Source organism: Sphingobium sp. TCM1 (assembly GCF_001650725.1).
Classification (GTDB): Bacteria; Pseudomonadota; Alphaproteobacteria; order Sphingomonadales; family Sphingomonadaceae; genus Sphingobium.
This window is the reverse complement of sequence record NZ_LXVX01000034.1, coordinates 191,931-205,599: the sequence shown is the minus strand read 5'-3', so window position 1 is coordinate 205,599 and position 13,669 is coordinate 191,931. Positions and strand designations below refer to the sequence as shown.

At 62.8% G+C, this 13,669-nt stretch carries 13 protein-coding genes; 3 read left to right on the top strand and 10 right to left on the bottom strand.

From position 1 onward, the window contains the following. The first annotated feature begins 35 nt into the window (after positions 1-35). Positions 36-1,559, top strand: a complete 1,524-nt coding sequence (locus tag A7Q26_RS18000) for a catalase (RefSeq protein ID WP_066862285.1) — start codon at positions 36-38, stop codon at positions 1,557-1,559. Positions 1,560-1,619: 60 nt separating this feature from the next. Here the strand turns inward: A7Q26_RS18000 and A7Q26_RS17995 are convergent, their stop codons facing one another. The 4 genes from A7Q26_RS17995 to A7Q26_RS17980 are packed head-to-tail and all read right to left on the bottom strand — an operon-like array spanning position 1,620 to position 5,026. Next, positions 1,620-2,093 (bottom strand): Dps family protein, encoded by a 474-nt coding sequence (locus A7Q26_RS17995; RefSeq protein WP_198162972.1) that lies wholly within the window; start codon positions 2,091-2,093, stop codon positions 1,620-1,622. Positions 2,094-2,148: 55 nt separating this feature from the next. Next, positions 2,149-2,259 (bottom strand): cytochrome bd-I oxidase subunit CydX, encoded by a 111-nt coding sequence (gene cydX / locus A7Q26_RS17990; RefSeq protein ID WP_066862277.1) that lies wholly within the window; start codon positions 2,257-2,259, stop codon positions 2,149-2,151. A 17-nt stretch (positions 2,260-2,276) separates the two neighbouring features. After that, positions 2,277-3,425 (bottom strand): cytochrome d ubiquinol oxidase subunit II, encoded by a 1,149-nt coding sequence (cydB, locus tag A7Q26_RS17985; protein WP_066862274.1) that lies wholly within the window; start codon positions 3,423-3,425, stop codon positions 2,277-2,279. Between the two features lie 11 nt (positions 3,426-3,436). Continuing rightward, positions 3,437-5,026 carry a cytochrome ubiquinol oxidase subunit I gene (locus tag A7Q26_RS17980; RefSeq protein WP_066862269.1) on the bottom strand — a complete coding sequence of 530 codons (1,590 nt, stop codon included), beginning with the start codon at positions 5,024-5,026 and terminating at the stop codon, positions 3,437-3,439. Positions 5,027-5,133: 107 nt separating this feature from the next. Here A7Q26_RS17980 and cydD point away from each other — a divergent pair, with 107 nt between their 5' ends. Together cydD and A7Q26_RS17970 are read left to right on the top strand one after the other, a co-directional pair. Further along, positions 5,134-6,708, top strand: a complete 1,575-nt coding sequence (gene cydD / locus A7Q26_RS17975) for a thiol reductant ABC exporter subunit CydD (protein WP_066862266.1) — start codon at positions 5,134-5,136, stop codon at positions 6,706-6,708. Beyond that, complete coding sequence (locus tag A7Q26_RS17970) at positions 6,705-8,297, top strand: ATP-binding cassette domain-containing protein (protein WP_066862263.1); 1,593 nt, start codon at positions 6,705-6,707, stop codon at positions 8,295-8,297. The genes cydD and A7Q26_RS17970 overlap by 4 nt, the downstream gene beginning before the upstream one ends. Before the next feature lie 28 nt (positions 8,298-8,325). Here A7Q26_RS17970 and A7Q26_RS17965 read toward each other — a convergent pair whose 3' ends face one another. The 6 genes from A7Q26_RS17965 to A7Q26_RS17940 form a co-directional block, all read right to left on the bottom strand. After that, positions 8,326-8,706, bottom strand: coding sequence for an ArsR/SmtB family transcription factor (locus tag A7Q26_RS17965; RefSeq protein ID WP_066862261.1), 381 nt, complete (start codon positions 8,704-8,706; stop codon positions 8,326-8,328). 4 nt (positions 8,707-8,710) lie between these two features. Next, entirely contained in the window at positions 8,711-9,367 is a 657-nt protein-coding gene (locus A7Q26_RS17960) for a peroxiredoxin (RefSeq protein WP_066862258.1), read from the bottom strand. Between the two features lie 181 nt (positions 9,368-9,548). Then, on the bottom strand, positions 9,549-10,178 hold the full coding sequence (locus tag A7Q26_RS17955; RefSeq protein ID WP_066862255.1) for a class I SAM-dependent methyltransferase: 630 nt from the start codon (positions 10,176-10,178) through the stop codon (positions 9,549-9,551). Positions 10,179-10,207: 29 nt separating this feature from the next. Beyond that, positions 10,208-10,900, bottom strand: coding sequence for an energy transducer TonB family protein (locus A7Q26_RS26055; RefSeq protein ID WP_232313854.1), 693 nt, complete (start codon positions 10,898-10,900; stop codon positions 10,208-10,210). A gap of 1 nt (position 10,901) precedes the next feature. Continuing rightward, entirely contained in the window at positions 10,902-13,031 is a 2,130-nt protein-coding gene (locus tag A7Q26_RS17945; RefSeq protein WP_232313853.1) for a TonB-dependent receptor, read from the bottom strand. A 175-nt stretch (positions 13,032-13,206) separates the two neighbouring features. Beyond that, positions 13,207-13,641 carry a DUF2946 family protein gene (locus tag A7Q26_RS17940; protein WP_332308778.1) on the bottom strand — a complete coding sequence of 145 codons (435 nt, stop codon included), beginning with the start codon at positions 13,639-13,641 and terminating at the stop codon, positions 13,207-13,209. Positions 13,642-13,669: the final 28 nt, after the last annotated feature.

Sequence of the window (13,669 nt, the reverse complement as noted above, 5' to 3'; positions counted from 1 at the left end):
GGGGTTGATGGTGCCAACTATGCAGGAGACGTGTGATGCCCGATCAAAAGGACGCAACTGGATCGACGATGAGCACGGGCGCCCCGGCGCCCTCCGACCGAAACTCGCTGACGGTTGGTCCGGACGGTCCTATTCTCCTCCATGATGTGCATTTTCTGGAGCAGATGGCGCATTTCAATCGAGAGAAAGTCCCGGAGCGTCAACCCCATGCGAAAGGTTCGGGCGCTTTCGGCATATTCGAGACGACCGAGGATGTAACTGCCTACACCAAGGCGGCGCTGTTTCAGAAAGGCGTGTCGACCGACATGCTGGCGCGCTTTTCAACTGTCGCAGGCGAGGCGGGCAGCCCGGACACCTGGCGCGACGTGCGCGGTTTCTCGTTGAAGTTCTACACCAGCGACGGAAATTATGACCTGGTCGGCAACAACACGCCGGTGTTCTTCATCCGTGATACGATGAAATTCCCGCATTTCATTCGCAGCCAGAAGCGGCTGCCGGATTGCGGCCTGCGTGACAATCACATGCAATGGGACTTCTGGACGCTCAATCCCGAGTCCGCGCATCAGGTCACTTATCTCATGGGAGACCGCGGCTTACCGCGCACCTGGCGCAACATGAACGGCTACGGCTCCCATACCTATATGTGGACCAACGCCGTGGGAGAGAAGTTCTGGGTCAAGTACCACTTCCACACCAATCAGGGCCTGGACCAATTCACCAATGCAGAAGCGGCCGCAATGGCCGGCGCCGACGCCGATTTTCATCGCCGCGACCTGTTCGAGGCGATCAAGCGCGGCGAGCATCCGAGCTGGACCATGTTTGTTCAGGTGATGCCGTATGTCGACGCCAAGACCTATCAGATCAACCCTTTCGACCTGACCAAGACCTGGTCGCACAGGGATTATCCGCTGATCAAGGTCGGCACGATGATGCTGAATCGCAATCCGGAGAACTTTTTCGCGCAAATCGAGCAGGCGGCTTTTTCCCCCGGCAACACAGTCCCAGGCATTGGCCTGTCTCCCGACAAGATGTTGCTCGGCCGCGCCTTCGCGTACAATGATGCGCAACGGAACCGCATCGGCGTGAACTTCCATCAATTGCCGGTCAATCAGCCAAAAGTGCCGGTCAACAGCTATATGTTCGACGGGCACATGACCTATCATCATAGCGGCAGCGCACCAGTCTATGCGCCGAACAGCGGCGGCCGGTCCTGGGCGGACCAAACAGGCCCCGTCGCCGATGGCTGGGAGGCGGACGGCGACATGGTGCGCAGTGCCTATACCCTGCGTCCCAACGACGATGATTTCACGCAACCCGGAATCCTTGTGCGTGAGGTCTTTGACGAAGCACAGAGGGACAGACTGGTCGAAACAGTCGCCGGCAGTCTCCTCGGGGGCGTGCGCTCACCAGTTCTTGAACGAGCCTTTGACTACTGGAAGAGCATTGATCCCGAAGTGGGCGCGCGCATCGAAGCCTGCGTTCGCGTCGGCAACGCGCCGGCGCCCGCTCAGGGGATGGGCGAGGGCTCGGAACCGCGCGCCGAACTGACGGCTCCGTAAGGCGCGCGGCGAGATGATGGCTGGAAAGGAGGACTACGGTTCGTCCCTTCCAGCCGCCTGTCAATCTTCCAGCAGGGCACGCAGCATCCACGCCGACTGCTCATGCACGCCGATCCGCTGGGTCAGGAGGTCGGCCGTGGGTTCGTCGCTTGCGGCATCGACGACAGGATAGAGGCCGCGCGCGGTTCGCGCGGTTGCTTCATGGCCCTGCGCCAGGATGGCGACCATCTCGAGCGCCTTGGGGGGCGAAGCCGGAGCGTCGGGAAGCGAGCTCAGCTTGGCATATTGGCTGTAGGATCCGGGGGCGGGATGACCGAGCGACCGAATGCGCTCGGCAATGGGATCCACCGCATTCCACAACTCGGTATATTGGGCCATGAACATCGCGTGGAGGCTGTTGAACATCGGCCCGGTGACGTTCCAGTGGAAATTATGCGTGGTCAGATACAGCGTATAGGTGTCCGCGAGCAGGTGGCTGAGGCCATCGCTGATCGAGGCACGATCCGTATCGCTGATGCCGATGTTGAGGCTCATGGCTGTCTTTCCAATCTTCACTAGGGATGTCTCATTCGTCATTTTCGCCCGCGCATTACAGCGTCATGTCTTCGTCCGGGTCGGAATGAAATTCATGCCAGAGCCCGTTGAGGATGCCGAAGGCGACGGCCAGGCCAAGTCCCAATACCCAAGTAAAATACCACATGGTCGATGTCCTCGAGATCAGTAGAAGTCCGGGTTGGTGCCGACGTCGTTGAGCGTGATGCGTCCGAACAGCACCTTGTAGACCCAGGCGGTGTAAAGCAGCACGATCGGCAGGAAGACCAGCGTGACAAGCAGCATGACGAACAGGGTCAAATGACTGGAGGATGCGTTCCAGACGGTCAGGCTGGAGGCCGGGTCGATCGAACTGGGCAGGATGAAGGGGAACATCGATAGGCCCACCGTGGCGATGATGCCGAGCGTGCCGAGCGACGAGCCGCCGAACGCCAGCGCTTCGCGGCCAGTCCGGATCCCCGCCAGCGCAATCAGTGGGCCTGCAAAACCGAGCACCGGCGCGACCAGCATCCAGGGATAGAGCGCATAATTGCTCATCCACGCACCCGGCGCGGCAATCATCGCCATGAAATGCGGATTGGACGGTCCCATCGGATTGACGACACCCGTCATGCGGAACCCCATACCGCCGCGCGCCACCATCAGGCCGCCGATGGCGAAGAGCAGGATGGAAAGGACCGCCCCAATCTGCCCGAAACGCCGGGCGCGATCATGGACTGCGCCGCGCTCGATCTTGATTGCCAGCCAGCTCGCGCCGTGCAGGACCAGCATCGCGACCGACAGCAGGCCGGCCAGCAGCGAGAAGGGATGGAACAGACCGAGCAGGCTGCCCTCGTAAAAGGAGCGCAGGTCGCCATCCAGGCGGAAGGGAATGCCGGTCAGCACATTGCCGACGGCCACGCCGAAGACCAAAGCCGGTACGAACCCGCCGACGAACAACGCCCAGTCCCAGCCGCTGCGCCAGGCGGGATCGGGCTTTTTGGAGCGGTATTTGAAACCAACGGGGCGCAGGATCAGTGCCGCGAGCACGAGGAACATGGCGAGATAGAAGCCGGAGAAGCTCACCGCATAGACGAAAGGCCAGGCCGCAAAGATCGCGCCGCCGCCCAGGATGAACCAGACCTGGTTTCCTTCCCAGGTGGCGCCGATCGAATTGATCACCATGCGCCGCTCGGCGTCGGTTTTGGCGACGAAGGGCAGCAGGGCAGCGACGCCCAGATCGAACCCGTCGGTCAGCGCGAACCCGATCAGCAATATGCCCATCAGGCCCCACCAGATCAGGCGAAGGGTCTCATAGTCGATGGGAGGCACCATGATCGCTCTCCTTATTCGGCGGGCAGCGGCGTATAGCCGTGCCCCGCTACAACAGCATCTGATGGCTCATCGATATGTTCCAGCGGCCCCTTGCGGATCGCCGCCAGCATGAGCCGCACCTCGATCACCGCCAGCGTGCCATAGAGCAACGTGAATCCGATGATCGTCGTCCAGAGTTGACCGACCGTCAGGCTGGAAGCGCCCAAGAAGGTCGGCAGCACACCCTCGATCGCCCAGGGCTGGCGTCCGATCTCTGCAAGCACCCAGCCGAACTCGGCGGCGAGCCAGGGAAGCGGAATGATCCAGACCGCAGCCCGCATGAACAGGCGGCAGAAGCCGTTGACGCATCCAAAGCGCCGGATCGAGGCCATGTAGAAGGCGGCGCCGAAGAAGGCGATGAAGAAGAAACCAAGGCCGGCCATCACCCGGAACACCCAGAACATGACGGGCACGTTTGGCACCGTGGACCATGCGGCCTGGACGACCTGATCCGGCGTGGCTTTGCGCGGATCGGCGACAAAGCGCTTGAGCAGCATGGCATAGCCCAGATCGAGCTTGTGTCGCTCGAACTGCTCGCGCGCGACCATATCGGTGCGATTGACCTTCAGCTTCTCGACCGCGTCATAGGCCTGGATGCCATTTTCGATCCGACCCTGCGCCTTGGCGACGAGTTCGGTGATGCCCTCAACCTGGCCCGTCAGGCTGCGTGTCGAGATCAGGCCCAGCACATAGGGGATCTTGATCTCATAGCGCGTATCACGCACTTCGAGACTGGGGATGCCGAAGATGGCGATGCCTGCGGGCGCGGGTTCGGTGTGCCACATGGCCTCCAGCGAGGCCAATTTCATTTTCTGATTGTCTGTAAGTGCATAGCCGGATTCATCGCCCAGCACGACGACCGAGAGCGACGACGCAAGACCGAAAGCTGCGGCGACGGTGAAGGAGCGCTTGGCGACCGCCACCCATTTGCCCTTGAGCAGATACCAGGCCGAGACGCCGAGCACGAAGACCGAGGCGGTCACATAGCCGGCGCTGACGGTGTGAACGAACTTCGCCTGCGCGACCGGATTGAACAGCACCGCCATGAAATCGGTGACTTCCATCCGCATCGTATCCGGATTGAAGCGCGACCCCACGGGATGTTGCATCCAGCCATTGGCGACAAGAATCCACAGCGCGGAAAGGTTCGAACCGAGCGCCACCATGAAGGTGGTGAAGAGATGCTGGCGCTTCGAGAGCTTGTCCCAGCCGAAGAACATGAGGCCGACGAAGGTCGCTTCGAGGAAGAAGGCCATCAGCCCTTCGATGGCCAGTGGCGCGCCGAAGATGTCGCCGACATAATGCGAGAAATAGGACCAGTTCGTGCCGAACTCGAATTCCATGGTGAGGCCCGTGGCCACGCCGAGCACGAAGTTGATCGCGAACAGTTTTGCCCAGAAGCGGGTGACCGTCCGCCAGATCGGTCGGCCGGTCATCACATAGATGCTCTCCATGATGACGAGCATGAACGACAGGCCTAGCGTGAGCGGCACGAACAGGAAGTGATAGAGCGCCGTCAACGCAAACTGGAGGCGCGAGAGCTCGATTACAGCCATATCCATCTTGGCAACACCTCCGGACGGCAACTGGCGGCTCGATCGGACGGTCGAGTCGATTTCGTTTAACCAATAGAAGTAATTATGTATATGAGCAAGCAGCCTTTGACCAAATGATGCGCGCGACACCCCCTTCCCTCCTCTGGCTTGCCGATGGCGCCGGGGCCATTGCGATGGCCGCCGCCCTCGCCTGCGCCGCGCATTTTGGCCTCGCTGCGTCCAGCCGCGAGGGATTGCTGACGTCTCTGGCGGGGCTGATCATCGCAGCGGCGTTACGTGCGAGTGTTCAGGTGGCGGCGACAGGGTCGGGCCAGAAGACGGCGGTGGCAGCCAAGCATGGCTGGCGGCTGCGGGCTTTCGGAGCGGTCCTGACGGCCTCTGCTGGTTCGCGGACCATGCTCGGCGAACAGGTCGCCGACGCCACGGATCGGATCGAGGATCTGGATGGCTATCATGCCCGCTTCCTGCCGCTGCGACTTGCCGCGGGGGCGACGCCGCTCCTGATCGCGGCGGCGGCAGCGGCAGCGAGTTGGGTGGCGGCTGCGATCCTGCTTGCGACGCTCGTGCCCTTTGCTTTGGGGATGATCCTGGCGGGCACGGCAGCGAGCCGAGTTGCTGCCCGCCAGCTCGACATACTCGGCCGTCTGTCCGGTCTGTTCATCGATCGGGTCAAGGCGCTGCCGGTCATCATCAGCTTCGAGGCGCAGGAAAGGATCAGCCGGCACCTGGCCGGGGCGACGCAGGAGGTTGCAAAGCGCACATTGGCTGTCCTGCGCGTCGCTTTCCTGTCGAGCGCTGTCCTCGAGTTCTTTGCGGCCCTCTCGGTTGCGCTAGTGGCGGTGTATTGCGGCTTCAACCTGCTCGGACTCCTCCCCTTCCCATCTCCCGAGAAGCTCGACCTTGGCCGGGCATTGTTCGTGCTGGTCCTCGCGCCCGAATTCTACCTGCCCATGCGGCGGCTGGCGGCGGCCTATCACGACAAGCAGATCGGCGAGGCGGCGATGGCGCGGCTCACCGATCTGCCGCCCGCCCCGATACCCGACGATTCCTCGCCCGCGACCTTGCGCCACCCCCCGGTGATCGCGATCGCGGGACTGGTCGTCGACTATGGCGAGCGGCAGGTCGGGCCGTTCACGCTGGACATTCCCGCCGGCTGCATGACCGTGCTGTCCGGACCCAGCGGCAGCGGCAAGTCCAGCTTGCTGAACGCGCTGCTGCGTCTCGCGCCCACATCGGCGGGCGCCATTCGGGTCGACGGCCAGCCGATCGGCGACCTGCAAGGACAGGTGAGCTGGGCCGGCCAGACCACCACGCTGCTACCCGGCACGATCGCCGACAATATCCGGCTTGCGCGCCTCGGCGCACCGGATGCGGACGTCGTGGATGCCGCTCGCCGCGCGGGGCTGCTCACCTTGGTCGCAGGACGCGTTGATGGCCTCGCCACGCGGCTTGATACACGGGGCTCGGGCCTGTCTGGCGGAGAGCGCCGCCGGATCGGCATCGCCCGCGCACTGTTGCGCGATGCCCCGCTGTGGCTGCTCGACGAACCGACGGCCGATCTGGATCGCGAGTCTGCCGATGCGATCATGCACGAAATCCGTGAAGCGGCTGCGGGGCGCACCGTGCTGCTCGTGACCCATGATCCACGCATTGCCGCCCTCGCCGACCAGCATGTGAGCCTTGCATGACTGGGACTGGCCTCCAGGCATTGCTGTCGAGCGCGAGCCGCGCGCAGCGCAGCTCAATGCGCCTCGCTATCCTCTATGCGATCATCGCTGCCGTCAGCGCTGTCGCGCTGCTGGGACTGTCGGGCTGGTTCATCACCGGCGCTGCGCTGGCGGGCCTTGCGGGCATCGCCGCGGTCCAGGCATTCAACTATCTGCTGCCGAGCGCCGCCATCCGCCTGCTCGCGATCGTCCGGACCCTCTCGCGCTATGGCGAGCGCCTTCAAGGCCACAAGACCGCGCTCCAGACGCTCGCCACCGTGCGGGCGGATCTCTTTCAACGCTTCGTCGAAGCGCCTGACCTCGCCCGCGCCTCTGGCGATCTGGCTGCGACGCTGCTGCAGGATGTCGAGGCGCTCGAAGACCGCTTCATCCGCACACCCGGCATGCTGGGGGCACTCGCGGGCGCAGGTGCCGCGCTCCTCCTCTGCGCAGCGGCGGGCTGGGCCGCCGCAGTGGCGCTCCTTGCCATCATGATCGCGGCCCTGGGGTCATCGTGGCTGCTGGCCAGGCGGCTTCTCCCCGTTCCGGCCCACCAGATCCAGGAGGCGATTGCGCGGCTCAAGCATGATGTCGTGGAATATGGGGCCTGCTCGGCGGAGATCGTCGCCTACGCGATGCGCGAGACGGTTGAAGGCGAGTTGCAAAGTCGCGCCGCAGACCTTGATCGGGCGCGGCTCGCATTTGCGCGCGGCGAAGCGCTGCTGGCGGCCGTCGTCACCCTGACGGGCGGTATCGCAATGGCCGCCGTCATCGGTCTGTCCGATGCCTCTCTTCCCATGACGATGCTGGCCGGACTCGCGGCGGCCGGCGCGATCGAAGCAGTGGGCGCGGCAGTGCGCTCCATCGGGCGCGAGGCGACGGTCGCTGCAGGGCTCCAGAGGCTTGCTGGGCTGGTCGCCAAAACGCACGAGCCATCCCTGGAGGCATCAGGCCTGTTGGGGATGCGGATCACGATCGGAACAGATGCCGACGCGATCACGATGCACCCAGGCGACAGGCTGGCGATCACCGGTCCTTCCGGCTGCGGAAAGACCAGCCTCCTGACCTGCCTCGCCGGCCTGCGTGACAGTTGTGGGTTACCGGTCGCGATCGACGACCGACCGCTGGGGGATTGCCCAGCTTCGGGTCGCCGGTCGCTGTTCGCGCTGTCGCCGCAGGACGCGCAGATGATCGCAGGAACCATCGCCGACAATCTCCGGCTCGCGCGTCCCGGCCTCTCCGAGGCAGCGCTCTGGGATGCCCTCGCGACAGCCTGCCTTGCCGACGAGGTTCGTGTCATGCCGCAGGGGATGACGACCTGGATTGGAGATGGCGGGACGCGGCTTTCCGGCGGCCAGCGCAAGCGGCTTTCGCTTGCCCGGGCATTGCTCGCCGGGCGTCCGTGGCTGCTGTTGGACGAACCCAGCGAGGGTCTGGACGTGGCGACCGAGCAGCAGTTGAAGGATAATCTCGACGCCTGGCTGGACAGGACGCAGTCCGGGCTGATCGTCGTCACGCATCGCCTGGCCATGCTCGCGCTCGCTGGCCGGCAGTTGACGATGATCGGCTAAGCGGGCCTCGGCGCTTGTCCTGCCCGTGCTAGAGAATCTTGGCGAACATTGCCGCGGACCCACGCGCAGGGCGAGGAGCCGGACGCTTGGTGCCGGTGCCAGCTTCTCCCGGTGACAGATTGGCCAACCCGCCCAAAAAGCGCGCGACTGTTTCCAGCGCCTCCGCGGCAACACTGTAATAGACCTGTTTGGCGGCGCGCCGTGTCGTGACAAGCTCTGCCTTGCGCAGGATGGCCAGCTGTTGCGAGAGGCCGGGTTGACCGATGCCGGTCAGCGCCTCCAGTTCGCCGACCGATTTCTCGCCTTCCGAATGGATCGTATCGACCAGACGCAGCCGGGTCTCGTGTCCAAGCGCGCGCATTGCCTCTGCGATCGCCTCGATCTGCTCGTAGGACAGACGTTCTGGCATGGGATTAATCCGCCTTTCGATCGGGCTGGGTCCTGTGGAACCAGCGAGGATCATCTATACCCTTGAGGAGCGCAGCCTGATCCTGATGCGGCGGCAAGAGGACGTCATCGCCCGGATGCCAGCCTTCGGGCGTCACGACATTGTCGGCATCCACCCGTTGCAATGCGGCGAGCACCCGTAGCATTTCCTCGACCGAGCGGCCGATGGTGGCGGGATAGCAGATCATCGCCCGGATGATCCCTTCGGGATCGATGAAATAGGTCGAACGCATCGTCGCCGCGTCCGGCGACCGGTCGGAGATCATGCCATAGGCACGCCCGATGATGAGCGACGGATCTTCGACGATCGGGAAGCTGACAGTCACATCGAAGGCGTCGCGGATGGCCTTGATCCAGCCCAGATGGGAATAGAGGCTGTCGACGGACACGGCCAACAACGCGCAATCCAGCGCCTTGAAACGATCAGAGGCCCGTGACAGCGCGACGAACTCGCTGGTGCATACTGGCGTGAAATCCGCAGGATGCGAAAACAGGACAAGCCAGCGCCCGCGAAAGTCCGAAAGGTTGATCACGCCCATCGTGGTGCGTGCCTGGAAATTGGGCGCAGGATCCCCGATCTGGAGCATCTCGTTGCCGGCGGCGGGTGCCGTCATGTCATTCATTGCGATCTTTCTGTCAGCGCGCGGACCCTGGCTGGTTACGCTACACGATTACATAAGAAATGTAATCAACATATTGATGAGAGTAAAGTCCATATTCTGGCACGACGGGCAGGGGACAGGTAGCAGCCTGCCGGTCGGGCAGCGGACGACGCCCCTCTCTCCGCAAGGCTCGGACAGGACTTTAAGCCGGGGGCTTATAAGCCACACCTTCAACGATAGGCAGATAGGCCGCGAGGGGAAACGATGGCTCAATCTGTTGGTTCACCGGATCGAGAATGAAGCCCGCCGCGCGAATGGCTGCGACGGTGTCCCGGTTCAGATTGCAGCCAACCCCGACCACCTGTTGCACCGGGTTCAAACGATCCTGCCATTTCCGTCGGGCCGGATCGTCGCTGGCAACATGCTCAAGGAACCTGAGGGCACCGCCGGGCCGAAGGACGCGCCAGACCTCCTTCAACACCTGAGCTGGATTGGTGACCGTACACAGGGTCAGGCTTGAAACAACGCAATCGAAGCTGTTGTCCTCATAGGGAAGATATTCACCGGCCAATGCATCGAGCCTGACCTTCCATCCTGACTGTTCGATGCGCGCCCTGGCATGCCTGTTCATCCCGGCCGACGGCTCGACGACCGACAATGAGCGCACACGTGTTCGATCGTAAAAGGGAAGCGTCGCGCCCGTTCCAAAGCCGATCTCGAGCACATCGCCTGACGCGTTCCCGACCAATCGCGCTCGCCGTTCATCAATCGCCGGCTTGTCGAGCGCGCGATCGACGAGCCAGGGGAATATGCGTTCGGAATATATCCCCATCAGTTCCCCCACAGAATTCGAATTGCGTTTTACCGGAAACCGAAAGGGAGCGAAAATTCCATGTCGGCCCCCTGCAATTCGGGCGGCGGCACAGGAAATGGCGCGGCGGCTCGCACCGTCCGCAACGCCAAGCGGTCCAGCATTGTATTGCCGCTGGATCGCGCCAGCGACAGGGCTTTCAAGGAACCGTCGGATGTCATTGCGAATGTCACGATCGCAGTTCCCGGAATATGTGTTCCACTTGGCCTGCGCGCCGCGATGTGGCGCCACAGCCGCTGGGCATAAAGCGCCCTGACTTTATCATCTGGAGCCTTTTGAGGGGCGGCCTCGATGACCGCGGGTTCGGCCTCGCCTCTGATGGCAGCTTGCGGGCTTAGGCTCGTGTCCTTGTCCGTTTCAAGCGGCCGTTGGCTTGATGCCGTTCCACCGGAAACTATGTCCAACGGCTTTTCAGTCGCAGGATGTGGGGACTCGACGGCCCGTGCAGGAGACCGCTCGGCCGGATCGTCTGCATCTGCTTTGGAACCGGCGGGCTCTTCCGTCTCGTCGCGAAGATTGAACGACTTAATGGATGATCCGAGGTCGGCGTGGGCCAAGCGACGGACCTCGAACGCCTGGAGCAGGACTCCCAACAGCAGGATATGGAGCAGGCTGGCGGCACCGATCGCCACCAGCCTTTCGGCGCCCGTCTTCAGAAACCCAGGACTGCGCGCGATCTCCACGTCAGAATGTGACGCCCAGGCCCAGATTGACCGATCGGCCCCGACCGGGAACCGGCCGCGCGAAACCCGTTGCCTTCAGGTCACCGAGCGACATGCCTCCAAGCGGCAGGGAATAGCCCTTGTCCAGGAGATTTTCGATATCGAGGCTGACCCGAAACCGGCTCCAGACATAGGCCGTGCGCAGATTCAGCAAGGCATAGCTCCCTGAGCGCGGCTCGTTGCGGATCGTGTCTACCCGATTCTTCTCCGTCACCCATTCCAGATCAATGGCGCTCTCGAGACCCCCCAGACGATGTTCCAGAGCGACCTTCAGATTGAAGGGCATCTGATGATAGAGTGGCCGTCCGTCGGTCAAATTGTCCCCATGCACCCAGCTGGCGGCAGCCGTCAGCTTGCCCCTGCCCGCTCCCGCGCTATCCCAGAGCGGCGCGGCGGCGCTCACGTCGACGCCGTAGAATTCCGCCTTCCGGTTGGCGAACCGCAACTGCGCGAAGCCAGTAGGCATGCCCATCATGTCGGTGAAACTGGCCAGCTTGACGACGTCGATATAGTCATCGACATGCGTGTAATAGGGCGCGATCGTGACGGTCACAGGCTCCGCGCCGGCGCCGGCCCATGTGAACGACGCGCTGACCGTGTCGGCCCGTTCAGGCTTCAGGTCGATATTGCCGACATAGCCGTTGCCATCGCCGAACCAGCCGATCATGCGGCTCGCCATGCTGCCGCGCCCCCAGCTGTACCGCTCATAGAGATTGGGTGAGCGCAACTTGTGCGCATATCCCAGCTCAAGTTTGACGCCTTGTGCCGGTGTGTAGCGCACCAGGGCCGTGCCGCTCCAGTTGCTGTCCGAACGCGCATGGCCGATGGCGTTGAAGGACGCGGCTGCGGCCGCATCCGCCATGTTCATCATGTTGGTCGCGTAGGGCTGCACATCGCCCGTATCCATCCACACCATGTCATGACGCACCCCGGCCAGGGTCGTCACCGCATCGTTCCAACGCCTCTCCCACTCCAGGAAGGTGCCGAGCCGGTCGCGCTTGCCGGCATTGATGTTCACGAATGTGTTGGGGCCCATCATCATGCTGCCGGCAACCGGTGGCCAATAGTCGTCGAGCCACTGATGATGAAACTCATTGCCGACCCGGATCTTGTCCTTGCTCGAGGCGAGGATTTCGGCCTTGATCGCATAGCTCGCGGTATGGACCTTGGTATTCATGGGCATCCCGCCATCGGCGGTGCCGCCCTTGTCTTCCAGGAAGTTCATTGCGTGGTCTGTATCGCGATATTGGGCTCGCACATCGAGGTCGCCCCAGTCGAACGCGGTTTTGTAGTGCGCATTGAGGAACCATGACCGATTGGAAGTCATGTCCATATATTGGTTGGCAAAACCCTCATAAGGCGAGAAATGGTAGCCGCCCTTGAGTTCCAGAAGACCCGCAGCGGTCTGCATCGCCAGAGCAAGTGCGTGGTCGGTCTTCGCATATTCGGTTGAGCGAACAACGCCGAGATCACCGCCGCCCCGGTAATTCCCGGCCTGTGTGTAGGAGCCATTGTAGGTCAGGCTGAACCGATCCGACGCGGCGGTGAGCGTCACAGCGCCGCCAAAGGCATCGTCATTGCTCCTGAAGAAGCTGGATGCCTCCCCCTTGAACAACGTGTTTCCCGAGGTGGAGAAAACGGGCGGGGCCGTTTCAACGGTAATGGCTCCGCCGATGCTGTCGCCGCCCATGCTGACTGGCGTCACCCCGGTGATGACGGTGATCGCGTCGATGGTCTGGGGATCTGTATAGGAAAGCGGTGGATTCATGTCGTTGGGGCATGCCGGGTCGATCACGAATCCATCGACCAGGATATTGAGCCGCTGCTCGTTCAGGCCACGCAACGCAGGCATTGTGGAAAACCCGCCACCGCTGTTGCCGCTCACGCCGGGTAGGCTTTGCAGGATGCGCGCGGTATCGCTGGTGCGAGATTGCCGCACCCTGACCTCTGTTCTCGACAAGATGGTCGCGGAGACCGAAGGCAGCGACGAGCCATCAACGGGTGAATCGACGTCGATCTGCGGAAGCGCCACACTCTCCTGCGCAACGGCGGGCGTGAATGGGGCAAGACAGGTTGCGGAGATCAGCAGCATGCTGCGGCCCGCGAGGGACCGAGGGAAAATCGAATGATGAATCATGGAATCAGCTCTTGATCAGATGACCGACAAAGCGGCCCTGCCGTCCTTGCGGGCGGCCTGAAGATCAAGGCGCCCACGCTGCGGCAAGGCAGGAACCCCGCCCGCCGCATTCAAGGCGCCCGTTAAAATATCAGAGCTGGGATACTGGGGGACCTCGCGAGGGCGGCGGCGGCGCGGCCATGCCGCGTCCGGGCGTCAGACCGAGCGCGGCCGGGGTATGCTTGTCAGTATCGACCCCTGCCGGGGGCCATTCGACAGGATAGGCCTGGGCCAGGGTCGAAGCGGCCGCATGCCCGGAATAGGGGCAAACGGAATCATGTTTTGGTCGGCCATCCTCAGCGGGAAGGTCCTTCACATGGCCGTCGATCGTCAGGATTTTCGTCACCGCGCCATAGCCGGTGCACATCACGATCCGAGTGCCACCCGACGCATCGGTTGTCGCCATGAAGCCCGGCGGAACGATGATCTTGATGGCAAGCGCAAGGAAGGCCAGAGCCGCGAAAAGCAGTCCCCGTCCGTTCCGTGATGATGCGCCCCTGCTTCTCACGGCCGCTGACCTAACCATGCGATCGAAGAGAGGCAATGCGCAAAAC

Bases quoted from the DNA above. Each gene is read 5' to 3' on its own strand.
- A7Q26_RS17970 (WP_066862263.1), top strand. From the start codon at position 6,705: ATGACTGGGACTGGCCTCCAGGCATTGCTGTCGAGCGCGAGCCGCGCG.
- cydB (WP_066862274.1), bottom strand. From the start codon at position 3,425: ATGGTGCCTCCCATCGACTATGAGACCCTTCGCCTGATCTGGTGGGGC.
- A7Q26_RS17980 (WP_066862269.1), bottom strand. From the start codon at position 5,026: ATGGATATGGCTGTAATCGAGCTCTCGCGCCTCCAGTTTGCGTTGACG.
- A7Q26_RS17965 (WP_066862261.1), bottom strand. From the start codon at position 8,706: ATGCCAGAACGTCTGTCCTACGAGCAGATCGAGGCGATCGCAGAGGCA.
- A7Q26_RS17945 (WP_232313853.1), bottom strand. From the start codon at position 13,031: ATGCTGCTGATCTCCGCAACCTGTCTTGCCCCATTCACGCCCGCCGTT.
- A7Q26_RS18000 (WP_066862285.1), top strand. From the start codon at position 36: ATGCCCGATCAAAAGGACGCAACTGGATCGACGATGAGCACGGGCGCC.
- A7Q26_RS17995 (WP_198162972.1), bottom strand. From the start codon at position 2,093: ATGAGCCTCAACATCGGCATCAGCGATACGGATCGTGCCTCGATCAGC.
- cydX (WP_066862277.1), bottom strand. From the start codon at position 2,259: ATGTGGTATTTTACTTGGGTATTGGGACTTGGCCTGGCCGTCGCCTTC.
- A7Q26_RS17955 (WP_066862255.1), bottom strand. From the start codon at position 10,178: ATGGGGATATATTCCGAACGCATATTCCCCTGGCTCGTCGATCGCGCG.
- A7Q26_RS17940 (WP_332308778.1), bottom strand. From the start codon at position 13,641: ATGGTTAGGTCAGCGGCCGTGAGAAGCAGGGGCGCATCATCACGGAAC.
- cydD (WP_066862266.1), top strand. From the start codon at position 5,134: ATGATGCGCGCGACACCCCCTTCCCTCCTCTGGCTTGCCGATGGCGCC.
- A7Q26_RS17960 (WP_066862258.1), bottom strand. From the start codon at position 9,367: ATGAATGACATGACGGCACCCGCCGCCGGCAACGAGATGCTCCAGATC.